This window comes from Ideonella sp. A 288 (assembly GCF_002198735.1).
In the GTDB taxonomy this organism is placed as follows: Bacteria; Pseudomonadota; Gammaproteobacteria; order Burkholderiales; family Burkholderiaceae_C; genus Pseudaquabacterium.
The window spans coordinates 142,938-165,637 of record NZ_MWLO01000155.1; the positions used below are offsets into that span (position 1 = coordinate 142,938).

The 22,700-nt window shown below is 70.3% G+C and carries 20 protein-coding genes; 16 read left to right on the top strand and 4 right to left on the bottom strand.

Annotation, left to right across the window (positions count from 1 at the left end; translation table 11 throughout):
* Positions 1-63: 63 nt before the first annotated feature.
* The 5 genes from hutH (at position 64) to EOINJALH_RS27655 (ending at position 5,182) form a co-directional block, all read left to right on the top strand.
* Positions 64-1,602: a histidine ammonia-lyase gene (gene hutH, locus EOINJALH_RS27635; protein WP_088286290.1), complete on the top strand. Its 1,539-nt coding sequence runs from the start codon at positions 64-66 to the stop codon at positions 1,600-1,602.
* Between the two features lie 77 nt (positions 1,603-1,679).
* Positions 1,680-2,636 (top strand): ABC transporter substrate-binding protein, encoded by a 957-nt coding sequence (locus EOINJALH_RS27640; protein ID WP_088286292.1) that lies wholly within the window; start codon positions 1,680-1,682, stop codon positions 2,634-2,636.
* 91 nt (positions 2,637-2,727) lie between these two features.
* Positions 2,728-3,507 carry an ABC transporter permease gene (locus tag EOINJALH_RS27645; protein WP_088286294.1) on the top strand — a complete coding sequence of 260 codons (780 nt, stop codon included), beginning with the start codon at positions 2,728-2,730 and terminating at the stop codon, positions 3,505-3,507.
* 50 nt (positions 3,508-3,557) lie between these two features.
* Positions 3,558-4,403 carry an SPFH domain-containing protein gene (locus EOINJALH_RS27650; RefSeq protein WP_158219922.1) on the top strand — a complete coding sequence of 282 codons (846 nt, stop codon included), beginning with the start codon at positions 3,558-3,560 and terminating at the stop codon, positions 4,401-4,403.
* A 2-nt stretch (positions 4,404-4,405) separates the two neighbouring features.
* Positions 4,406-5,182, top strand: a complete 777-nt coding sequence (locus tag EOINJALH_RS27655) for an ABC transporter ATP-binding protein (protein WP_088286298.1) — start codon at positions 4,406-4,408, stop codon at positions 5,180-5,182.
* Between the two features lie 88 nt (positions 5,183-5,270).
* Here the strand turns inward: EOINJALH_RS27655 and EOINJALH_RS27660 are convergent, their stop codons facing one another.
* Positions 5,271-10,244, bottom strand: a complete 4,974-nt coding sequence (locus EOINJALH_RS27660; RefSeq protein ID WP_158219923.1) for a PAS domain S-box protein — start codon at positions 10,242-10,244, stop codon at positions 5,271-5,273.
* A gap of 480 nt (positions 10,245-10,724) precedes the next feature.
* Between EOINJALH_RS27660 and EOINJALH_RS27665 the strand changes: the two genes are divergently transcribed.
* The 7 genes from EOINJALH_RS27665 (at position 10,725) to EOINJALH_RS27695 (ending at position 16,514) form a co-directional block, all read left to right on the top strand.
* Entirely contained in the window at positions 10,725-11,354 is a 630-nt protein-coding gene (locus tag EOINJALH_RS27665) for a tat (twin-arginine translocation) pathway signal sequence (RefSeq protein WP_234414074.1), read from the top strand.
* 22 nt (positions 11,355-11,376) lie between these two features.
* A complete protein-coding gene (locus EOINJALH_RS27670) occupies positions 11,377-12,945 on the top strand; it encodes a GMC family oxidoreductase (RefSeq protein ID WP_088286302.1) in 1,569 nt (522 codons plus the stop codon).
* Positions 12,946-12,956: 11 nt separating this feature from the next.
* A complete protein-coding gene (locus EOINJALH_RS27675; RefSeq protein WP_088286304.1) occupies positions 12,957-13,349 on the top strand; it encodes a ribbon-helix-helix domain-containing protein in 393 nt (130 codons plus the stop codon).
* Positions 13,350-13,384: 35 nt separating this feature from the next.
* Positions 13,385-13,780 carry a VOC family protein gene (locus tag EOINJALH_RS27680; protein ID WP_088286306.1) on the top strand — a complete coding sequence of 132 codons (396 nt, stop codon included), beginning with the start codon at positions 13,385-13,387 and terminating at the stop codon, positions 13,778-13,780.
* Positions 13,781-13,822: 42 nt separating this feature from the next.
* Positions 13,823-15,106, top strand: a complete 1,284-nt coding sequence (locus EOINJALH_RS27685; RefSeq protein ID WP_088286308.1) for a sorbosone dehydrogenase family protein — start codon at positions 13,823-13,825, stop codon at positions 15,104-15,106.
* Positions 15,106-15,438 (top strand): cytochrome c, encoded by a 333-nt coding sequence (locus EOINJALH_RS27690; protein ID WP_088286310.1) that lies wholly within the window; start codon positions 15,106-15,108, stop codon positions 15,436-15,438. Before EOINJALH_RS27685 ends, EOINJALH_RS27690 begins: the two co-directional genes overlap by 1 nt.
* Before the next feature lie 113 nt (positions 15,439-15,551).
* On the top strand, positions 15,552-16,514 hold the full coding sequence (locus EOINJALH_RS27695; protein ID WP_088286312.1) for an MBL fold metallo-hydrolase: 963 nt from the start codon (positions 15,552-15,554) through the stop codon (positions 16,512-16,514).
* Between the two features lie 16 nt (positions 16,515-16,530).
* On the opposite strand, the gene EOINJALH_RS27700 is transcribed toward EOINJALH_RS27695, so the two are convergent.
* The gene (locus EOINJALH_RS27700) at positions 16,531-17,529 is read right to left on the bottom strand and encodes a tripartite tricarboxylate transporter substrate binding protein (protein WP_144290204.1); all 999 of its coding nucleotides are present in this window, start codon (positions 17,527-17,529) and stop codon (positions 16,531-16,533) included.
* Between the two features lie 226 nt (positions 17,530-17,755).
* On the opposite strand from EOINJALH_RS27700, the gene EOINJALH_RS27705 reads away from it, so the two are divergent.
* Positions 17,756-18,244 carry a hypothetical protein gene (locus EOINJALH_RS27705; RefSeq protein ID WP_088286316.1) on the top strand — a complete coding sequence of 163 codons (489 nt, stop codon included), beginning with the start codon at positions 17,756-17,758 and terminating at the stop codon, positions 18,242-18,244.
* Between the two features lie 35 nt (positions 18,245-18,279).
* Positions 18,280-18,675 carry a carboxymuconolactone decarboxylase family protein gene (locus tag EOINJALH_RS27710; protein ID WP_088286318.1) on the top strand — a complete coding sequence of 132 codons (396 nt, stop codon included), beginning with the start codon at positions 18,280-18,282 and terminating at the stop codon, positions 18,673-18,675.
* Here EOINJALH_RS27710 and EOINJALH_RS27715 read toward each other — a convergent pair.
* Positions 18,672-19,073: a nuclear transport factor 2 family protein gene (locus EOINJALH_RS27715; RefSeq protein ID WP_088286320.1), complete on the bottom strand. Its 402-nt coding sequence runs from the start codon at positions 19,071-19,073 to the stop codon at positions 18,672-18,674. The two genes, EOINJALH_RS27710 and EOINJALH_RS27715, sit on opposite strands and share 4 nt — an antisense overlap.
* Before the next feature lie 68 nt (positions 19,074-19,141).
* Positions 19,142-20,710, bottom strand: coding sequence for a hypothetical protein (locus EOINJALH_RS27720; RefSeq protein WP_088286322.1), 1,569 nt, complete (start codon positions 20,708-20,710; stop codon positions 19,142-19,144).
* Positions 20,711-20,847: 137 nt separating this feature from the next.
* Between EOINJALH_RS27720 and EOINJALH_RS27725 the strand changes: the two genes are divergently transcribed.
* Positions 20,848-21,621 carry a VOC family protein gene (locus EOINJALH_RS27725; protein ID WP_088286324.1) on the top strand — a complete coding sequence of 258 codons (774 nt, stop codon included), beginning with the start codon at positions 20,848-20,850 and terminating at the stop codon, positions 21,619-21,621.
* A gap of 54 nt (positions 21,622-21,675) precedes the next feature.
* Positions 21,676-22,608: a sigma-70 family RNA polymerase sigma factor gene (locus EOINJALH_RS27730; RefSeq protein ID WP_088286326.1), complete on the top strand. Its 933-nt coding sequence runs from the start codon at positions 21,676-21,678 to the stop codon at positions 22,606-22,608.
* The last annotated feature ends 92 nt before the right edge of the window (positions 22,609-22,700 follow it).

Sequence of the window (22,700 nt, forward strand, 5' to 3'; positions counted from 1 at the left end):
CACTTCGTTCGCGGCCCCCCGTGGGGGCGTCAGTGCCCTTCGGGCGGCCGGAGGTGCACTGACATGCTGCTGCGCCCCGGACTCCTCACGCTCGATGAACTGCAAGCCATCCACGCCGGCGGGCAGCCGCTGATGATGGACCCGTCGGCGCTGCCCGGCATCCTGGCCAGCGCGGCCGTGGTGCGGCGCGCGGCCGAAGGCGATGCGCCCGTCTACGGCGTCAACACCGGCTTCGGCAAGCTGGCCAGCACCCGCATCAGCGAGGCCGACCTGGCCACGCTGCAGCTCAACCTGATCCGATCGCACAGCGTGGGCGTGGGCGAGCCGCTGTCGGCCCCCGTGGTGCGGTTGATGCTGGCGCTGAAGGCCGCCAGCCTGGCGCGGGGCTACAGCGGCGTGCGGCCGGTGGTGATCGACACCCTGCTGGCGGTGCACAACGCCGGCCTGGTGCCGCAGGTGCCCAGCCAGGGCTCGGTCGGTGCCTCGGGCGACCTGGCGCCGTTGGCCCACATGACCCTGGCGCTGATGGGCGAAGGCCATTTCGTCGTCGATGGCAAGCCGGTGCCGGCGGCGCCTGCGTTGCAGCAGGCCGGCATCGCGCCGCTGGAGTTGGCCGCCAAGGAAGGCCTGGCGCTGATCAACGGCACGCAGACCTCCACCGCGCTGGCGCTGCACGCGCTGCTGTCGTTCGAGCCGGTGCTCGAATCGGCGCTGGTGATCGGCGCGCTCACGGTGGACGCCGCGCGAGGCAGCGACGGCCCGTTCGACCCGCGCATCCACATGCTGCGCGGCCAGCCGGGGCAGATCGACGTGGCGCAGTACTACCGCGCGCTGCTGGCGGGCAGCGCCATCCGGGCGTCCCACCAGGACGGCGACGACCGCGTGCAAGACCCGTACTGCCTGCGCTGCCAGCCGCAGGTGGTGGGCGCCTGCCTCGATTCGCTGCGCCACGCCGCGCGGGTGCTGCTGTGCGAGGCCAATGCCGTCACCGACAACCCGCTGGTGTTCGCCGAAGACGGCATGATGATCAGCGGCGGCAACTTCCACGCCGAACCCGTGGCCCTGGCCGCCGATGCGATGGCCTGCGCCATCGCCGAGGTGGGCGCCATCGCCGAGCGACGCATCGCGATGCTGATCGACGCGGGCGTGTCGCGCCTGCCGCCCTTCCTCACCGCCGATGCGGGCCTGAACTCGGGCTTCATGATCGCCCATGTCACCGCCGCGTCGCTGGCCAGCGAGAACAAGTCGCTGGCGCACCCGGCCAGCGTCGATTCGCTGCCCACCTCGGCCAACCAGGAAGACCACGTCTCGATGGCCACCTTCGCGGCACGGCGCTTGCAAGCGATGATCCGCAACACGGCCTACATCCTGGGCATCGAACTGTTGGCGTCGGGGCAGGGCATCGATTTCCTGCGGCCCCTGGCCAGCAGCCCCGCGCTGGAGCAGGCCCATGCGCTGCTGCGTGCGCAGTGCCCGTCGGTGGTGCGCGACCGCTACCTGGCGCCCGACATCGAACGGGCCACCGCGCTGGTCACCGGCGGGGCGCTGTCGGGCGTGTTCCGCACGCTCGCGGGCTTGCCCGCGTTGTGGGTGGTGGGTTGATCCGCCACCATCGGTTCTTTCCGGCGCGGCCCACTCGCCCGGGGTTCTTTCCTTTCCATCCACTGTCAGGAGCTTGCATGACGTCGTCGACCCTCGTAGCCGCCCTTGCCGCCGCCGCGGCCCTCTTGTCGCCTGCCGCGCAGGCGCAGGACACCAAGGTCGCCATCGGCATCTCGGGCTGGACCGGCTTCGCGCCGCTCACGCTGGCCAAGGAGGCGGGCTTGTTCAAGAAGCACGGCCTGGACGTGTCGATCAAGAAGATCCCGCAGAAGGACCGCCACCTGGCCATCGCCTCCGGCGACATCCAGTGCGCCGCCACCACGGTCGAGACCTGGGTGGTGTGGAACGCCAACGGCGTGGCCACCACGCAAATCTTCCAGCTCGACAAGAGCTACGGCGCCGACGGCATGGTGGTCAAGCCGCACATCACCAAGATCACCGACCTGAAGGGCAAGACCGTGGCGGCCGACGCGCCGGGCACGGCGGGCTATTTCGGCCTGGCCTGGATCCTGAAGAAGAACGGCATGAGCGTGAAGGACGTGAAGGTCGTCAACATGGGCCCGCAGCCCGCCGCCAACGCGATGATCGCCGGCACCGACGGCATCGACGCGGCCATGACCTACGAGCCCTACCTGGGCGCCGTGCGCGCCAAGCCCGAGGCCGGCAAGATCATCGCCACCACGCTGGACTACCCGATGGTGATGGACACCTTCGGCTGCACGCCGAAGTTCCTGGCCGAGAACCCCAAGGCCGCCAAGGCGTTGGCCGACGGCTACTTCGACGCCGTGGCGATGATCAAGGCCGAGCCCAAGAAGAGCTTCGAGATCATGGGTGCCGACGTCAAGCAGACGGCCGAGGCCTTCGAGAAGAGCCAGGCCTACCTGCGCTGGCAGGACCGCGAGGCGAACCAGAAGTTCTTCGCCGGCGAGCACGCCCAGTTCAGCAAGGAGGCGGCCGACCTGCTGCTCGAGGTGGGCATCATCAAGGCGCTGCCCGACATGGGCAAGCTGGCCGACACGCGATTCCTGAAGTGACCAGGACAGCGGGCCGAGCGCCGGGCCGCCCCAAGCCGGCCCGCACCCCCTCGGGGGGTCGACCGACGGCTTCGTCGGGCGGGGGGTGGTCATGAAGCCGCTGGTTGCAGTGGCGCCGGGCACGCGCATCGTGCTCGGCGTGGCCTTCTTCGTCGTCTTCGTCGCCGTCTGGGCGGCGGCCACCTTCAGCGGCTTCGTCAGCAAGACCTTCCTCGCCGATCCGCTGACCATGGTGCGCAGCGGCTACACGCTGCTGGCCGAGATGGGCTTCATCGGCGACACCGGCATGACGGTGTGGCGCGTGCTCGGCGGCTTCGTCATCGCCGCGGTCCTGGCGTTGCCGCTGGGCGTGGCAATGGGCGCCTACAAGCCGGTCGAGGCCTTCTTCGAGCCGTTCGTGTCGTTTGCGCGTTACCTGCCGGCCTCGGCCTTCATCCCGCTGCTCATCCTGTGGGCCGGCATCGGCGAGGCGCAGAAGCTGGCCGTCATCTTCATCGGCAGCTTCTTCAACCTGGTGCTGATGGTGGCGGTGATCGTGGGCAACACGCGCCGCGACCTGGTCGAGGCGGCCTACACGCTGGGCGTGAGCGACCACGGCCTAATCCGCCGCGTGCTGCTGCCCGGTGCGGCGCCCGAGATCGCCGAAACCCTGCGCATGGTGCTGGGCTGGGCCTGGACCTACGTCATCGTGGCCGAGCTGATCGGCGCGTCCAGCGGCATCGGCCACATGATCACCGACAGCCAGGCGCTGCTGGCCACCGACCAGATCATCTTCGGCATCATCGTGATCGGCCTGATCGGACTGGCCAGCGACTTGCTGTTCAAGTGGGCCAACCGCCGGCTGTTCCCGTGGGCCCAGCTCGGGCGTTGAGTTTGCGTCCGACAATGCGTTCCGTCATCCAACGACAGGGAGCGAAGAACATGAGCATCGGCATCCGTCTGGCCATCGGCATCGCGGCGATGGTCGGCATCCTCGGCGCCGTCACCAGTTGCGGCACCATCGAGTCGGGCAATGTCGGCGTGCGCACCACGCTGGGCAAGGTCAACCCTGAGGAGATCGAGCCGGGCATCTTCGTCGGGCTGCCGGGCATCAGCCGTGTACAGGAGTTCTCCGGCAAGGAGATCGGCCTGGACCTGAATGACCTGACGCCCAAGGCACGCGACAACCTGTCGCTGCGCGACCTGGACGTGACCATCTACTACCGCGCGGCGGCCGGCTCGATCGCCGACCTCTACATCAAGTACGCCGGCCAGCACACGCGCGACGAAGGCAGCCGTGTCACGCTGCCGGCCTATGCGATGCTGCTGCGGCTGGCGCGCAATTCGGTCTACGAGCAGGCCTCGCGCATCGACAGCCTGGTCATGCACACGCAGCGCGACGAACTGGCTGCCGCCGTGCGCAAGAGCCTGCAGGCCGAGCTCGATGCCAACGACAAGGGCATCTTCACGGTGACGCGGGTGGTCGTGCGCTCGCTCACCACCGACCCCGCCATCGAGAAGGCGATCCAGGAGTCGGTGGCGGCGCAGAAGCAGCTCGAGACCACCAAGCAGCGCATCGCCATCGCCGAAGCCGAGGCGCAGGTCGAGGTCAAGCGCGCCGAAGGCGTGGCCAAGGCCAACCTCATCATCAACCAGAGCCTGACGCGCGAGTACCTGCAACACGAATCCAACCTGGCGCTGCACAAGTTCGCCGAGAAGGGCGGCACCACCACCGTGGTCGTGCCGGCCAACATGCAGACGGCGCCGCTCATCAACATCGGCAAGTAGCGATGCCCCTCCTCTCGGTGCGCGGCGTCGAGCGCCGCTTCGACAACACCCTGGCGCTGCAGGCCACCGACCTCGACGTGGCCGAGAACGACTTCATCACCATCCTCGGCCCCAGCGGCTGCGGCAAGAGCACGCTGCTGCGCATCGTGGCCGGGCTCGACCGACAAACGGCGGGCGAGGTGCTGCTCGACGGCCTGCGCATCACCGGGCCGGGCGCCGACCGCGGCATGGTGTTCCAGAGCTACACGCTGTTCCCCTGGCTCACGGTGCGCGACAACGTCTGCTTCGGCCTGCGCGAGCGCGGCCTGCCGCGCGCCGAGCAGCTGTCCGTGGCCGACGGCTACCTGCTCAAGGTGGGGCTGAAGGGCTTCGAGCACCACTTCCCCAAGCAGCTGTCGGGCGGCATGCAGCAGCGCACCGCGCTGGCCCGCGCGCTGGCCAACCGGCCGCGCATGCTGTTGATGGACGAGCCCTTCGGCGCGCTCGACCACCAGACCCGCGAGCTGATGCAGGAACTGCTGCTCGGCATCTGGGAGGCCGACCGCACAACGGTGCTGTTCGTCACCCACGACATCGACGAGGCGGTGTTCATGGGCAGCCGCGTGATGGTGATGAGCGCGCGGCCCGGCCGCATCAAGCTCGACCGCGCGGTGCCGCTGCCGCACCCGCGGCACTATGCGATGAAGACCACGCCGGGCTTCTCGGCGTTGAAGGCAGAGCTGACCGAGGCGGTGCGTGTGGAGGTGCTGGCCGCGCAGCGCGCCGTTTCCGCGATCTGAGGCGAGTGGTGGGCCGAGGTGACCGCGGCCCGAGGAGACTGCGGGCCGAGGTGAGCTGCGGCCCGCGGTGGCCGCGGCCCGGTGCAGATCACCCGGGCAGCTCGACCGCCCGCAGCGCCGCCATCAGGTGCTCGATCTCGTCGATCAGCTGGGTGACGCGGGTGTCCGGCGAGGCCCCGCGCCCGCTGTCGGCGCGCTTCAGTGCCTCGTCCAGCGCTGCGGCGGCGTCGGCCACCGCGGTGGCGCACAGGCTGGCGGCTGCGCCGCGCAGGCGGTGGGCCAGGAAGGCCAGGGTTTGCTGGTCGCCTGTTTGCCAGGCCTGCTGCAGCAGCGCGGCGTCGCCGCCATGCAGGCGCAGGAAGCTGCCCAGCACGCGCAGGTAGGCCGAGAGCTTGCCGTCCAGCCGTTGCAAGCCGGCCGGGGCGTCCAACCCGGTGATGTCGAGCAGGCGTTCGAAGCAGCGGTCGTCCGCCAGGCTGGCTGGAGAGGGTTCTCGGGCCGGTGGCCTGGAGCTTGCCGGCGCGTCGTCCGGATCGTCGGCGGGCGGCAATCCGACATGGCCCGATCGGGCCAGCCAGCGCTGTACCGCCCCATACAACTGCGCCGGATCGACCGGCTTGGCGATGAAGTCGTTCATGCAGGCATCGCGGCAGGCCTGCCGGTCGGCGTCGAAGGCATTGGCCGTCATGGCCAGCACCGGCAGCGACTGCAGGCCCGGCAGCCGTCGGATCGCGCGGGTGGCCTGCAGGCCGTCCATGCGCGGCATCTGCATGTCCATCAGCACCAGGTCGCAGGGGTGCTGCTGCAGCCATTCCAGCGCCTCCATGCCGTCCACCGCCACGTCCACGTGCATGCCGACCGCATCGAGCATGTCCACCGCGATCTCGCGGTTCACCGGGTGGTCCTCGACCACCAGGATGCGGGCGCCGGCGTGGTGTTGGCGCAGCCGCTGCTCGTCGTGGCCGGCATCGGCTTCGGCCCCGTGGTCCATCTCGCCCGGCGCCATGGCCAGGTCCACCTGCGCGGTGAACCAGAAGGTGCTGCCCCGTCCCCGCTCGCTGTGCGCCCCCGCCTCGCCACCCATCAGCGCCGCCATGCGCCGGGTGATGGCCAGGCCCAGCCCCGTGCCGCCGTGGTGGCGGGTGGTGGATGCATCGGCCTGTTCGAACTCGTTGAAGAGCTGCGCCAGGGCCGCCGGCGCAATGCCCACGCCGGTGTCCTGCACCTCGAAGCGCAGCAGGATCGAGCCGCGCGCAGCGGCCGGCGTGTCCTCGTGGAGGGGCTCGCCCGGGCTCACGCCGCGGTGCTCGCCGGGCACGCCCGTGTCGGCGGCCGTCACCCGCACCGTCACCGTGCCCGCGTCGGTGAACTTCACCGCGTTGGCCACATAGTTGAGCAGGGCCTGCCGCAGGCGCGCCGGGTCACCGCGCAGGGCATCGGGCACGCCGCCCGTCTCGACGTCCAACCGCAACTGCTTGGCCTGCACCGAGGCCGACACCAGCGAGCGCACATGGCCCAGCAGCGTGGCCAGTGAAAAGTCCTCGCTGGCCACCTGCATGCGGCCGGCCTCGATCTTGGACATGTCGAGGATGTCGTTGAGGATGGACATCAGGTGCTTGCCGGCCTGGCCGATGCGCTCGAGCCGGGCGTCGACGGCGGCCAGGTTGCCGTCGCGGCGGGCCAGCTGCACCAGGCCCAGGATGGCGTTCATCGGCGTGCGGATCTCATGGCTCATGTTGGCCAGGAACCGGCTCTTGGCCTGGCTGGCCGCCTCGGCGCGCTGGCGCGCCTCGGCCAGTTCGGCGGTGCGCAGCGACACCAGCTCTTCGAGGTGGTGCCGGTGGTGTTCCAGTTCGGCGCCGATGCGCTGCTTCTCGGTCACGTCTTCCTTGACGCCCACATAATGCGTGATCTGACCGGACTCATCGCGCAGCGGCGAGACGATGGCGAACTCGGTGTACTCGGTGCCGTCCTTGCGCCGGTTCCAGAACTGGCCCTTCCAGGTGCGCCCCTGTGCCAGCGTGTCCCACAGCGCGGCCACGGCCTCGGGCGGCGTGCGGCCGGACTGCAGCAGCCTGGGGTTCCGCCCCAGCACCTCGGCGGCACGGTAGCCAGACACCTTCTCGAAGGCCTCGTTGACGTACTCGATGCGGGCTTCGCGATCGGTGATGACGATCGACTCCGGGCTTTGCGACACGGCCAGCGAGAGCTTGTGCAGTTCCTTCAGGGCCTGCTGGCGCTCGGTGACGTCGCTGATCACCGCCACCGCACCGGTGACGACGCCCGACTCGTCGTGCAATGGCGTGACGCTGGTGATCAGCTGGCATATGGAACCGTCGGGGCGGACGATGGCCATCTCGACATTGCGCAAGGTTTCGCTGTCCTGCAGCGCCCGCAGCCAGGGGCTCCGCTCGTCCGGCATCGGGGTGCCATCGGCCTGCAGGCGTTGCCAGGGCACGTCGAGATAGTGCCGGCCCAGCACCTGTTCGCGCGGAACGCCCAGGATCGCCGCGGCCGCCGGGTTGGCCAGCGAGTAGCGGCGCCCGGCGTCGAGCATCAGCATCCCCTCGGTCATGGTCTCGATGACGCGCTGCAGCAGCCCGCGTTCGTCGCGCAGCGCGGTCTCGGCGGCCTTGCGGGCCGTGATGTCGATCCAGATCACCGCCAGGTAGCGCTGCCTGCCGACCGACACGATGCGCCCGGAGACCTGCGCGTGGCGCGACGACCCGTCGCGGTGCCGGTGCATGGTGTCGAGCACCATGCTGTTCGGGTACTGCATGGCCTTCAGGCCCGAGGCGATGGCTTCGCGGGGGAACCGGTGGTCGATGTCGGCGACCCCCATCTGCGCGAACTCCTCGCGCGAGTAGCCGAGGTTGCGGTGGGCGGACTCGTTGAACTCGACGAATCGGCCGGTGTCGATGTCGATCAGCGCGATGCTGTCGGCAGCCTGCTCGACGACGGCGGCATACAGCCGCTCGCGGTCCTGCAAGGCCTGCCGAAGTTCGTGCTGTTCGGTGATGTCCTGCAGGTAGCCCTGCAGCATCGTCACCCGGCCGTCCTCCTGCCGCGCCCGGCCGACGATGCGGATGCGGCGGGTGGGAAGCCCGGCCGGTTGCAGGTCGACTTCGATGTCGAAGGGCCGGGCGTGCTCCAACGCGCCGGCCAGTGCCTCGCGCAGGCGCTGGCGGTCGGTGCCCTCGAAGAATTCGAGGTACGAATGCGGCGGCTGGAGCGCGTCGGGTGCGAATCCGTGGATGCGCGCGATCTCGGCGGTCCAGGACGCCTGGCGCGTCTGCGCATCGAGCGTCCAGGCGCCGATGCGGGCGGATTCGCTCATCGCCACCAGCATGTCGCGTTGCTCTGCCAGGGCGGCTTCGGCGCGCTTGCGCTCGCTGATGTCGAGGTGGATGCCGGCAGCGCGCACGGGCTGCCCGGCTGAGTCGCGCTCGATCACCCTGCCAGCATCGAGCACCCAGACCCAGTGGCCGTCGCGGTGGCGCACGCGGTGCTCGCAACGATAGTCGGGCGTCGTGCCATCGAGGTGTGGCTGAAGCGCCGCCTGCACCCCTGGCAGGTCGTCCGGGTGCACGCGGTCGGACCAGGTGGCCACATGGGGTTCGAGGTCCTTGAGCTCGAATCCGAGCATGCTGGCCCAGCGCTCGTTGAAATCGACCCGACCGCTGGGGACATGCCACTCCCACAGACCCAGGCCGGCGCCGTCCAGCGCCATCTCGAGCCGCGCGTTGCTGGCCTTCAGCGCGGCCTGTGCATCGGCCAGGGGCGTGATGTCACGGGCCACGCCAAACAGGCCGACGACCGTGCCCGTGGTGTCGCGCAGCGGCCCCATCGTCATGTCGAACTCGCGCGGGCCGTCCACGGTGGGCAGCACTTCTCGGTGTTGCTGGACGACGCCGTCGGTCAGCACCTGCCGGTCGATCGCCCGGTGGTCGGTGGCGATGCCGGCGAACTTCATGGCCTGCTCGGTGCGGCCGATGACCTGAAGGGCCGGCAGGCCCGTGGCGCGTTCGGCCCCGGCGTTGAACAGCGTGTAGCGGCCGGCCAGGTCTTTGGCAAAGATGACGTCGGGCGAAGCGCTCACCAGCGCCTGCACCAGGGCGGCAGAGCGCAATTGCTCGGCCTGCTGGCGTTGGCGCTGCAGGGCATCGTCGAGCGCCAGCGCCTTGCGGCGCAGCCGCGAGGCCACCACCAGCGCGGTGAGCGCCAGCGCGGCGGTCAGGCCGATCCAGGCGGCGTCGATGGCAGTGCCGGCCAGCACGCTGCGGTGCGTGGTCTGGGTGACGAGCACGGCGTCGGCGAGCGCCAGCCGGTGCACCACGCCCAGCACGGCCAGGCCTTCCGTGTCGGCGCCGCGTGTCGCCTGCCCGGGGGCCACCTCGCCGCGCAGGCCCTGCGCGGCGATGAGGTCCGGCTTGGCCAGCCCCTGCGGAAGGCGGCGGCCATCGGCGTCGAGCAGATCGTCGCCGACGCGCCAGACCAGCTGGCTCGTGGCCACCCCTGGCGGCAGCGAGGCGCCCACGAGGTGCGGCATCGCCAGTGCCTTGGCATTCAGGCGCAGGGCGAGGGCGCCTCGCGGTCCGCCCCCGGGTGTGGTCAGCGGCACCGCCACCTGCAGTTCGTGCGCCGAGCCATTGCCGGCCGCGCCGGCCACCATGGCGTAGTGCGGTTTGGCATCCTGCAGCGCACCCTGCACAGCGCGGCGCAGGGCCTCGGGGGGCGCCTCGGCGGCGGCTGTCGAAGGGCCGGTGGTCAGGACGACCTGACCCTCTGGGTCGAGCAGCAGCACGCTGCTGGCGCCCACGGTGGCCGCGAAGGCGCGCAGCTGTTCGCGCAGCGCTGCGGCGGTGGCTGCATCGCGGTAGAGCAGCACGCGCTGGAACCCCTGCAGGGTGGCCTGGTGCGAGGCCGCGGCTTGGGCCTGGGCCATGTGCTCGCGCAACTGGGTGTCGATCTCGCGCGCCCGCAGTTCGCCCACCACGCCCACCAGGCGTGTGGCGCTGTCGAGATGGTCCCAGTGGCTGATGGCCGCCGTTGCGAAGGCCACCAACATCACCAAGCCGGCCAGGGTCCGCTGGCCCCGGGACCACGGCCACGTCGCCTGCCGGGCGGCGTCGTCCGATGTGGCCGATCGGCCGACGTCTTCCGATGCCGCCGTCGGCGCCGGCGGGTCGTCTTTGGACAGGGCGGTGGACGGGGCAGTGAGGGGGTCGTGGGGATCTGTCACGTGATCAATGGACCGTGGTCCCGGCCGTGTGCGCCGGCACGGGCGCAGAACTGCGCAAGTGTCGGGCAGGCCCGGGGTGCGTTGGCTTGACGGTTGTCATGTGTGATCACGTTCCTGGGGCGACATGCGACATGCGGCACGGCGTCGGTCGCCTGCCTGGCCCGTACCCGGCACGGGCCCGTCGTTCGACCGTCCGATCGCACGTAGGTAGCCACCTATCACCTTGCATGACGGACGGGGTGAAATACTGGACCGAGACGGGGCAATCCAATAGCCACCGCGAGCGACAGGAGACAAACCATGCGCGTGATCGAGATCCGCCGGGCCGCCGCATCGGCGGGTGGCTGCGACGAGCCGTCGGGCGAGGTGCCCCGGCTGAACCTGCCGCTGGTGCGGCGCGAGTTCCTCAAGGGCACCGGGGTGCTGGTCGGGCGCCTGGCGCTGACCAGTCCGCTGCTCGCCTTGGCGCCGTCGCGCGTGTGGGCGGTGGAGCTGAAGACGCTCACCCAGTCCGAAGGCGAGGCCATCCTCAAGATGGGCCGCACGCTGTTTCCGCACAAGCGCCTGCCCGATGCGGTGTATGCGCTGCTGTCCAAGGACATGGACGCCGCGGCCACCGCCGACGCCAAGACCGCGCAGTTGCTGCGCGACGGCGTGGCCGGACTGAACCAGGCCGTGGGCGGCAGCTTCGCCAAGGCCAGCGATGCCCGGCGGCTGGCTGCGGTGAAGGCCATCGAGGGCAGCCCGTTCTTCGCGGCGGTGCGCGGCAAGTGCATCACCTCGCTGTACGACAACGACATGGCCTACAAGGTCTTCGGCTACCCAGGCTCGGCCTGGGAGAAGGGCGGCTACATCACCCGTGGCTTCCAGGACCTGAAGTGGCTGCCCGAACCCGGCGCAGCGGCCAGCCCCAAGCCCTACATGGGCTGACCCCCGGTCGAGGAGACAGCACATGGCAAAGATCGAACTCAGCGACGACACCGCGGTCGTCATCATCGGCTCGGGCGCGGGCGGCGGCACGCTGGCCAACGAGTTGTGCCAGAAGGGCGTGAAGGTCGTGGTGCTCGAGGCGGGCGCCCGGCAGAGCCCGGACAGCTTCATCAACGACGAGTGGAAGTCCTTCGGGCAACTGGCCTGGCTGGATGCGCGCACCACCTCGGGCAACTGGCGGGTGGCGAAGGATTTCTCGGGCCTGCCGGCCTGGATCTGCAAGACCGTGGGCGGCAGCACCACCCACTGGGCCGGCGCCTCGCTGCGCTTCCAGCCGCATGAGTTCCGCGCGCGCAGCACCTACGGCGATATCGCCGGCGCCAGCCTGATGGACTGGCCGGTGACGCTGGCCGACATGGAGCCCTGGTATGCCCGCGCCGAGGACAAGATGGGCGTCACCCGCACCAACGGCATCCCCGGCCTGCCCGGCAACAACAACTTCAAGGTGATGCACGCCGGCGCCACTCGCCTGGGCTACAAGGAGGTGCACACCGGCCGCATGGCCATCAACAGCCAGCCGCGCGACGGCCGCGGGCGCTGCATGCAGCTGGGCTTCTGCTTCCAGGGCTGCAAGAGCGGCGCCAAGTGGTCGACGCTGTACACCGAGATCCCCAAGGCCGAGGCCACCGGCCACCTCGACCTGCGGCCGCAGGCGCACGTGGTGCGCATCGAGCACGACGAGGCCGGCAAGGCCAATGCCGTGGTCTACCGCGACGCCGCCGGGGCCGAGCAGCGCCAGAAGGCGCGCGTGGTGTGCGTGGCCGGCAACTCGATCGAGACACCGCGGCTGCTGCTGTTGTCGGCCTCGTCCAAGCACCCCGATGGCCTGGCCAATTCGTCGGGCCAGGTGGGGCGCAACTACATGCGCCACATGACCGGCTCGGTCTACGCCGCCTTCAAGCAGCCGGTGCACATGTACCGCGGTACCACCATGGCCGGCATCATCCAGGACGAATCCCGCCACGACACCCGCCGCGGCTTTGCCGGCGGCTACGAGATGGAGACGCTGTCGCTGGGCGTGCCCTTCATGGCCGCCTTCCTGAACCCGGGCGACTGGGGCGCCGACTTCGCCTGGTGGATGGACCACTACACCCACACCGCCGGCATGTGGCTGGTGGGCGAGGACATGCCGCGCGCCACCAACCGCATCACGCTGAACAGCAACGTGAAAGACCAGTGGGGCAATCCCGCCCCCAACGTGCACTTCGACGACCACGACAACGACGTGGCCATGCGCAACCACGCTTTTGCCCAGGGCGAGAAGGTGTACAAGGCCGCCGGTGCCATCAAGACCTTCCGCACCCCACCCTATCCGTCCACCCACAACCTGGGCACCTGCCGCATGGGCGCCTCGGCCGCCGACAGCGTGTGCAACGGCTTCGGCCAGACCCACGACGTGCCCAACCTGTTCATCTCGGACGGCAGCCAGTTCACCACCGGCGGCGCCGAGAACCCCACGCTCACGATCGTGGCGCTGGCCATCCGCCAGGCCGACCACATCGCCGCGCGCATGAGCCGACGCGAACTCTGAGGAGACACCCCATGTGCGAGTACTTCGTCAAGGCCGATCCGATCCAGTTCGAGCAGCGGTCGCGCACCATCCGCATCCACGGCGTGCTCACCAGCATCCGCCTCGAGAACATGGTGTGGGACACCCTGGCCGAGATGGCCGAGGAAGAGGGGCGCACCACCAACAACCTGATCGTGCAGTTCCACGACGAGATCCTGGCGCACCGCGGCGAGGTGCCCAACTTCGCGTCCTTCCTGCGGGTGACCTGCATGCGCTACCTGCGACGCAAGCTCACGCAGGCCGAGCGCGCGGTCGACCGTGAAGGGGCGCTCGTGCGCCCAAACGCCGTCTCGCCGGCCCAGGTGGCGCAGACGACCGAGGGGCTGCCATCGGCCCGGGTCGTCGCCATGGGCCGGCGCACCTGAACCTGATGCCGGCGCTGCCGCGCCGGCGTATCCACATGGCCAAAATCATCCACACCATGATCCGGGTGCTCGACCTGGACAAGTCGATCCGGTTCTACGCCGACGTGCTCAATCTGTCCGAGGCGCACCGGCTCGACTTCCCCGACTTCGCGCTCGTCTACCTGCGCAACGACGAGAACGATTTCGAACTGGAACTCACGCTCAACAAGGGCCGCGCCGAGCCCTACACCCACGGCACCGGCTACGGCCACATCGCCGTGGTGGTGCCCGACGCGGCGGCGGCCCGCGAGGCCCTGGTGGCCAAGGGCCACGACCCGGCCCCGGTGAAGGAGTTCAAGCGCGGCGACGAGTTGCTGGCGCGCTTCTTCTTCATCCAGGATCCGGACGGCTACAAGATCGAAATGCTGGAACGGCACGGCCATTACCAGTGACCCTGGTGTCCACACCGGACGCCCTACAACGAGGAGATAGAGATGAAGAAACGCACTGCATTCGCGATGACCGTCGTGGCCTCTGCGCTCTGGCTTGCCAGCGCTGCGCAGGCCCAGCAGAACATCGAGAAGCTCAAGCAGATGAAGGTGGCCACCACCGACCTGAACATCCCCGTCGTGCCGCAGGAGGGCCGCAACGCCAACGCGCTGCGCGAGAACCTCAAGCGCATCAAGATGCCCCCGGGCTTCAAGATCGACCTGTTCGCCGTGGTGCCCGATGCGCGCCACATGGCCGTGGCGCCCAGCACCAACATGCTGTTCGTGGGCACCCGCAAGACCACCGTGTGGGCCGTGACCGACCGCAATTCGGACGGCGTGGCCGACGAGGTGAAGAGCTTTGCGCCCAGCCTGAAGTTCAGCAACCCCAACGGCGTGTGCTGGACGAAGGACGGCTTCCTCATCGTCGCCGAACACAACCGCGTGCTCAACTTCCCGGCGGCCGAGTTCTTCTACGAAGGCCCCGATGTCGCGGTGATCGAGGTGGTGCCGCAGGGCAAGCTGATCCCGGAAGACGAGGAAAGCTACAACCACGGCGCGCGCACCTGCCGGGTGGACAACAACGGCATGCTCCACGTCACGCTGGGCCAGCCGCACAACGTGCAGCCCAAGGACAAGGTGGCGCTGTACGAGCGGCTGGGCATCGGCGGCATGATCAAGCTGAACGCCTTCGACGGCTCCAAGCGCGAGGTGGTGGCGCGCGGCGTGCGCAACTCGGTGGGCATGGACATCAACCCGAAGGACGGCACCGCCTGGTTCACCGACAACCAGACCGATGGCATGGGCGACGACACGCCGCCGGGCGAGCTGAACCGCATCACCAAGGGCGGCGGCGAGCACTTCGGCTACCCGTTCATCCACGGCAACAACGTGCAGATTGCCGGCACTGCCGCGGCGCCCGACCTCAAGGGCATGGCGCCTCCCTCGGCCTGGACCAAGCCGCAGATCGAGTTCCCGGCCCACCAGGCGCAGCTGGGCATGACCTTCTACACCGGCAAGCAGTTCCCGGCCAAGTACCAGGGCGGCATCTTCGTGGCGGCGCACGGGTCGTGGAACCGGGTCAAGGCCAGCGGCGCCCTCATCAACTTCGTCTCGTTGAAGGCCGACGGCTCGGCCGACAAGAGCGAGGTCTTCGCCGAAGGCTGGCTCGATGACGCCACGGGCATCTACCGCGGCCGGCCGGTGGACGTGGCGGTGATGAAGGACGGCTCGCTGCTGGTGAGCGACGACTACGCAGGTGCGATCTATCGCATCACCTACGCGCCGTGATGCTCGCGCTGCCCCGACGGCTGGGTGCGACGCTGCTGCTGGCGGGCAGCGTCGGGGTGGCCTGTGCCCAGGCGGCGCCCGCGGCGCAGCCGCCGCCTCGCACGGCGGTGTGCGTCACCTGCCACGGCCAGCTGGGCATGGGTGCGGCGCCCGACACGCCGCACATCGCGGCCCAGCCCGAGATCTACCTCGTGGCGCAGCTCAAGGCCTTCCGCAGCGGCGCGCGCAAGCATGAGGTGATGAACGTGATCGCGCGCTCGCTGTCCGACGAGGACATTGCGGCACTGGCCGAGTGGTACAGCCGCGTCAAGATCGAGGTGCGCGCACCCTGAGCTCGCTGCGGGAGGGCGCGCGGTTTGCAGCGCGCCCGACCCCGCCTACACTCGCGCGCGGCGGGGCCGTGCCAGGGGCACGGTCCGTCGCCTCTGGCCCGGAGACATCCCCCATGAAGTCGATCGAACCCCGCCGTCGCTTCCTCCAACACACGCTGGCGGCCGCCGGCCTGGCCTCGGCCACGCCGCTGTTCGCCGCGGCGCCGATGGCCGGCGGCACCGCGCTCAGCGTGCATCGCATGAAGCTGGGTGCCTTTGAGGTGACCTCCGTGCTCGACGGCTTCATCGAACTGCCGCCCACCGTGCTGCAGGGCGACCCGGCGCTGCTCGAGCGCACGATGAAGGCTGGCGGCCTGGCCGGCGGCCCCATCCGCACCGCCGTCAACTGCTTCCTCGTCAACACCGGCGCCAGGCTGGTGATGATCGATTGCGGCGGCGCCAAGATGCTCGGCCCCACCGCCGGTCGCATGCCGCAGGCGCTGGCGCAACTGGGCATCGACCCGGGGCAGGTCGACGAGGTCTACATCACCCACATGCATGGCGACCACCTGCATGGCGCCGTCACGCCCGAAGGCGCCAAGGTGTTCCCCAACGCTGTGCTGCGCATCTCGAAGCCCGACGTCGACTACTGGGCCAGCCCCGCCGTCGAGGCCGCAGCGCCCGAGAACCAGAAAGGCCGGTTCGTGGCGGCCAAGCGCGCGGTGGCCGCGTACGGCGATCGCCTGCAGACCTTCGAACTGGGGGCCGAGCTGACGCCCGGCATCCGCTCGGTGCCGGCCGTCGGCCACACGCCGGGCCACAGCTGCTACATGGTCGGCTCGGGCGACGCGCGCCTGCTGCTGCTGGGCGACACGCTGCACGTGGCGCCGGTGCAGTTTGCGCGGCCCGAGGTCACCGTGATGTTCGATTTCCGCCAGGAGCAGGCCCGCACGCTGCGGCAAGACCTGTTCGAGATGGCCGCCAAGGAAAACATCCTGATCGGCGCCGTGCACCTGCCGTTTCCGGGCATCGGCCGCCTGCGCCACCGCGATGGCGGCGGCTACGTCTACGACGCCTTGCCCTGGCAGATGTACTGACGGGGTGTGAAGTCGCTCACCCCAGCTGCAGCTTGCCCTTGCGGATGACGCCGGCCCACTTGTCGATCTCGGCGGCCATGCGCGCCCGCGCGGCCTCGGTGCTGCCGCCGGTGATCACGATGCCCAGCGAGGTGAGCTTGTCCACCACGTCGCTGCGCTCGAGCACGGCATTCATCTCGCGGTTGAGCTGGGCCACGATCTCGGGCGGCGTTTTGGCGGGCGCGAACAGCGTGTAGTTGGTGGCGGTCTCGTAGCCGGGCAGGCCGGCCTCGGCCATGGTGGGCACGTCGGGCAGGATCGGCGAGCGCGCCCGGCTGGCCACGGCCAGCGCACGGGTCTTGCCGCTCTTCAGGTGCGGCAGGTGCGCCGGCAGGCTGTCGATCGACATCGGGATGCGGCCGGCGATCAGGTCGGGCAGCAGCTGCGAAGTGCCCTTGTACGGCACGTGCACGAGGTCGATGCCGGCCATCTGCTTGAACATCTCGGCGTTCAGGTGCTGCAGCCCGCCGACGCCCGACGACGCGTAGCTCAGCTCGCCCGGCTTGGCCTTGGCCAGTTCGATCAGGGCCTTCACATGGGCTGCCGGCAGGTCGGCGTTGACGATCAACGCCACGGTGCCGAAGCCGATCTCGAGCACGGGCACGAAATCGCGCGTCATGTCGAAGGGCAGGCCCTTGTGCACATGCGGCGCGATGGCGTAGTCGACGATGCTGCCGAGCATCAGCGTGTGGCCGTCGGCCGCGCTGCGGGCCAGCGCCGTGGCGCCCAGCGTGGCACCGGCGCCCGGCTTGTTGTCGATGTTGACGGGCTGCCCCAGACGCGGTGCGAGCCGCTCGCCGAGCAGCCGCGCCACCGTGTCGACGCCGCCGCCGGGCGGGTAGGGCGCGATCAGCGTGACCGGCCGGGCCGGATAGGCCTGGGCCCAGGCCCGCGGGCCGGCCAGCAGGCCGCCGGCCGCCGTGGCCTGCAGCACGAGGACCCGGCGGAGCAGGTGGCGGCGTGTCAATCGGGCCATGGCGTGGGTCCGTCTGGAGGGCGTGGGACGCGAGTATCGACCGCCCCCACCACGCGCCCCCATCGGTGAGAACCCGGCGAAGGCCCGATGCGCGCGGTGTCTTCGGGGTGCCAGAATTGCGGATGATGACCTCACAGCGACCGGCCTCCAGCCGCTCGGCGACCTTGCATCGGTCCGCCGTCCCACGCGTCCCATCCGTCCCGGTGGCGGGTGCCGGCCTGGCGCGATGATCGACCCCGTTGCCCACTACTTCGGTGCCGAGCGTGCCGGCGCGCTGTTGCTGCTGGCCATCGGCCTGGTGGCCATGGAAGCATCGATGACCTTCTGGCGCAAGTCGCGCCTGCCGCAGGCCAAGGGGGCCGCAGCCACGCTGGCACTGGTGGCGGCCCTTCAGTTGAGCGTGGGCACGATCGTGTTCGTTCGCAGCCCCGCCGACCAGCAGCGGGTGAGCCTGGCGATCCAGCACAACCGGCTGCACATCGAGCGCCACGAGATCCCGCGCATGCAGCAGGTGATGCACCACTTCGAGCTGTATCGCGGCATCGAGATCGGCGTGCTGGTGGTGGGTTTGCTGCTCGCGGTGTTCGCTCGGCGCGGCTCGTTCGCGCGGGGCGCGGGCATGGGGCTGGTGCCACAGTCGGTGGCGATGCTGGGGCTGGACGCCCTGGCCGAGCAACGCGGTGCGGCCTACCTGGCCTGGCTGCAGACGCTGTGAAGGCGCCACCCCATCGGCGATGAAAGGACGTTCCCATGGCCACCGTGACCCTGCTGCGCGACGATGAACTCAGCCCGGAGGCGGCGGCCGTGTTCGCCGACATCCGCGCCACGCGACAGACCGACTTCGTCAACAACTTCTGGCGCGCGATCGCGCACGACCCCGCGCTGCTGGCGCGCACCTGGGGCAGCATCAAGCAGGTGATGGGCCCCGGCCACCTCGACCCCAAGGTCAAGGAGATGATCTACCTGGCCGTCTCCATCGCCCATGGCTGCGACTACTGCATCCATTCGCACACCGCCGGCGCCCGGGCCAACGGACTGACCGAGCCCGAGCTGATGGAGTTGCTGGCCGTGGTGGGCATGGCGGCCGAGACCAACCGGCTGGTCGCCGGCCTGGGCGTGCCGGTGGACGACGTTTTCAGGCGTTAGCTCTTGCCGGCCGGCGCCAGCCGCTGCAGCATCTCGCCCATCTTCTGGTGCACGGCGTTGACGGCCTTCAGCGGCCGCACCATGACCTTGAAGTCGATGATCTGCCCGGCCTCGTTCCAGCGGATCAGGTCGACGCCGTTGATGGTCAGGCCATCGATCTCGGTGACGAACTCGAGCAGCGCATCGCGCTCGCCGACGATCTCACGTTCGTAGCGGAAGTGCGGCGTGTTCAGCACCTGCATCGCACCGGCCAGGTACAGCGTGGTGATGGCCTTGCCGCGCTGCGGCGTGTGCACCACCGGCGAATGGAAGACCACGTCGTCGGCCAGCAGGGCCTCCAGCCGGGCCATGTCGCGGCTGGTCACGACGGCATGCCAGGCGTCGATCGGGTGGGTCATCGTCGGGTTCCGTGTCGCAGGGGGAAGGGGCACCATGCTGCCACAGCGCGGTCGCCGCGCACTGCGGGTCAGCCCGGGTCGGGGGCCAGGGCCTGCAGCGCCGACACCAGGCCGCGATGGCCTCGCAGTGCGCGCACGAAGGCCGGCTCGTCCTGGTCCTTCAGCGCTGCCATCGCATGGAAGCCGGCGATGTCGGCCGCTGTCCAGCCCTCGGCCGGCGACAGCGCGGCCAGCAGCACGGCCAGTCGGCGCAGCGCGGGGGTGGCGCGGCCGCCCAGCATCCGCAGCGCCGCGCGCTGCGCGGCATCGCGATCGCCATCGAAGCGCTGCAGCACATGGGCCGACACGCATTCGCCCAGCCGCGCCGGATCGACGAAGCGCCAGCGCCCGGCGGTGGGCTGGCGGCCGATCGGCGGCGCGCGCCAGGTGAGCACCGAATCGCCCAGCCGGCGCAGCACCTCGGGCCGGTAGTGGCGGGCGGCAGGGCGCCCGCCGCTGTCGGCCACGATGCGCGCCCATTCCTGCTCGGCCAGCGCCCGCTTGTCCGTCTGCAGCGGCCTGAAGCCCAGCCGCCAGTAGAACCAGAAGGCGCCCGAGCGGATGCCGTCCTTGTTGTCGCGGCCGATCTGGCTGGCCTCGACCCGCAGCACCTGCAGGCGGAAGCGCCAGGCGTACACACGAAGCAGCTGGCACACCAGCAGCGTCGATTCGCCACCGCGGAAGGGTGGCAGCACGTTCACCCCGAAGGCCGCCTGCGCGCCCAACACCCACGAGCCGCCATAGGCCACCGGCACCCGGTTCTTGAACAGCAGGTAGCCGACGTAGCTCTCGAGGGTGAGCTTGCGTTCGCCACGGCAGGCGTACAAGGCCACCTGCAGCCCGCGGCCGAGGTCGATGCATTCGATCTGCGCCGGGTCCCCATGGGTGAAGAAGTCGGTCTCGCGCAGCAGCGAAAGCATCACGCCGCGGCCCAGGTCGGCCAGGTGCCGGCGGTCGGCGTCGCCCAGCCGCAGGCGCCGCGGCGCGGGGTCGTCCCACACGGCCAGCGGGCCGTCCGGCCGCAGCAGGCCGGTGCCGTGCACATGCCTGGCCTGGCGGCCGAAGCGGCCCTGCGTCAGCCCGGGCGCGTCGGCGCGCTGGCGCCAGCGCACGAACACCTGCAACTGCGCCCAGGCGGCCTCACGCTCGCGGTCTTGCGGCGTCAGCCGGTCGACGAGCGCGATCAGCCGGGGCAGGTGCTGCTGCGGGTCGGCGCCCAGGTGGCGCCGGCACCACTGCGGCCAGGCCATGGGTCGGTCGACCAGCGCATCGCGCTCCATCGGGTCGAGCGCGCGTTCGAGCAGCGCGCGGGCCTCGTGCGGTGCCGCGTCGACGTACAGCAGTTCGACCTGGTCGGGGAAGCGCTCGCACAGCCAGCGCGTGGCCGCCAGGCTGAAGGTGCTGGCCACTGCGGTGCCGGCGATGCCGGTGTTGTCCAGCGCCACGAGCAGCGGGTCGCCGTCGGGCAGGGCGGCCAGGCGGTGGGCCAGCGCGCGCAGGGCGTCGTCGGCGTCCGCCAGGGCGGTGCCAGACGTGGGAAAGGTGGCCTGGAACAGCAGCGCAGCGTGCTGTTCGACCAGGGCTCGGGCGGCCTTCATCGCATGTCTCCTCCAGCGGTGCCGGTCAATCTACTGCATTGCCACGGTTTGGCCCATGGCGCCATACTGGACGACCGCGGTGCGCATCTGGTGTGCGGCCCCGGTGCGACGCCGTCAACCTGGATGGAGAGATTGCGATGAGTCCTCTCGCTTGCAAGTTCGTCTGGTACGAACTGATGACCACCGACGCCCCCGCGGCCGAAGCGTTCTACGGCCAGGTGGTCGGCTGGCAGGCCCGCGACGCCGGCATGCCGGACATGCGCTACACCCTGCTCGAACTCGGCGATACCCCGATCGGCGGCGTGATGGCGCTGTCGCCCGAGGCCTGTGCCGCGGGCGCCCGGCCCGGCTGGCTGGGTTACGTGGCGGTGGACGATGTGGACGCCCAGGCGGCGCGCGTGGCGCAGGCCGGCGGCACGGTGCTGCTCGACCCGCAGGACATCCCGGGCGTGGGCCGTTTCGCCACCGTGGCCGACCCGCAGGGGGCGGTGCTCGTGCTGTTCAAGGGCAACTCCGCCGAGCAGCCGCCGCAGCCCGCCGCCGGCACGCCGGGCACCTTCGGCTGGCACGAACTGCACGCGGCCGAATCCGGCGCCGCGTTCGACTTCTACGCCGGGCAGTTCGGCTGGACGCAGGACGAGGCCATGGACATGGGGCCCCTGGGCGTGTACCGGATCTTCGCCATCGGCGGCGTGCGCAGCGGCGGCATGATGACGCGCATGCTGGACACGGTGCCGCCGGCCTGGCTGTACTACGTCAACGTCGAGGCCATCGATTCCGCGGTCGCACGGGTCGGCGCCCACGGCGGCCAGGTGATCCATGGCCCCCAGCAGGTGCCGGGCGGCGGCTGGATCGCGCAGTGCATCGACCCCCAGGGCGCGCTGTTCGCGATGGTGGCCGCGGCGCGCTGAAGCCAGGTCCGGCGCACCGCCGGATCGGGCGGCCCGCCGACATGGATCAACGTCGTGAAATCACTGCAGGGCGTGCCCTCGGCGCTGATCGCGCGCAACCAGTCCTGGGTGCGCCAGCAGGCCCAGGCGCTGGTGAGCCGCATGCCGGCGAACGTCGAGCGCGCCGACCTGATCCAGGTCGGCCTGATCGCGGTGGCCCAGGCCTGGCTCGGCTTCGAGTGGCCGGGCAGCCACGATTCCGAAGAAGCGCAGCAGGCCTTCGTGCCCTATGCGCGCAAGCGGGTGCGTGGCGCCATGATCGACGAACTGCGCCAGATGGACCACCTGTCGCGCCCGCAGCGGCGCAAGGTGAAGGCCCTCCAGATCGCGCGGCAGCGCTACCGCGACGCCAACGGCGTCGAGCCCCGGCTGCCGCAGCTGGCCGCGCTGTGCGGCATCCCCGTCGACGACATCGCCGCGCTCGAGCAGGTGGCCTACGTCGATCGCCTGGCCGATGGCGACGAGAGCGACGACACCGAATTCGGCCATGCGCCGCAGGCCTGGACGGGGCAGTCGGAGGTGGAGGCGCGGGTCGATACCGCCATCGTGATGCGGCGACTGAGCCAGTTCTTTGCCAAGCTGCCCGAGCGCGAGCGGCAGGTGATCGACGCCTACCTGGGCGTGGGCCTGGAGCCCGCCGCGCTGGCGGCGACGCTGCAGTTGTCGCCGTCCCGCATCTCGCAGATCTACAGCGGCCTGGTGCGGCGCATCGCGGTGATCGCCGGCCAGTCGCCGCGGCGCTCCATCGACCAGGCCGCGGTGGCGCCGTCGGTGGATTTCGAGGCCATGGTGCGACAGCGTGAGGCCGAACTGGCCCACACCCCGGCCGCCGGTGCCTGGGCCGATCTGCTGGAGCAGGTGCTGACCTTGCCCGACGACCGCTTCGGCGCCGACCTCGACCCCGACCCTGACCACGTGCACGTCACCATCCACACGCGCTGGGGTTGAGGTGCTCGGCGGATGGGTCGATGCGCTGCCGTTCGATCATCCGCGGCCATCGGCGGCACCCAGGCCAGCGCCCACCGGGCCCGCGGCAGGCG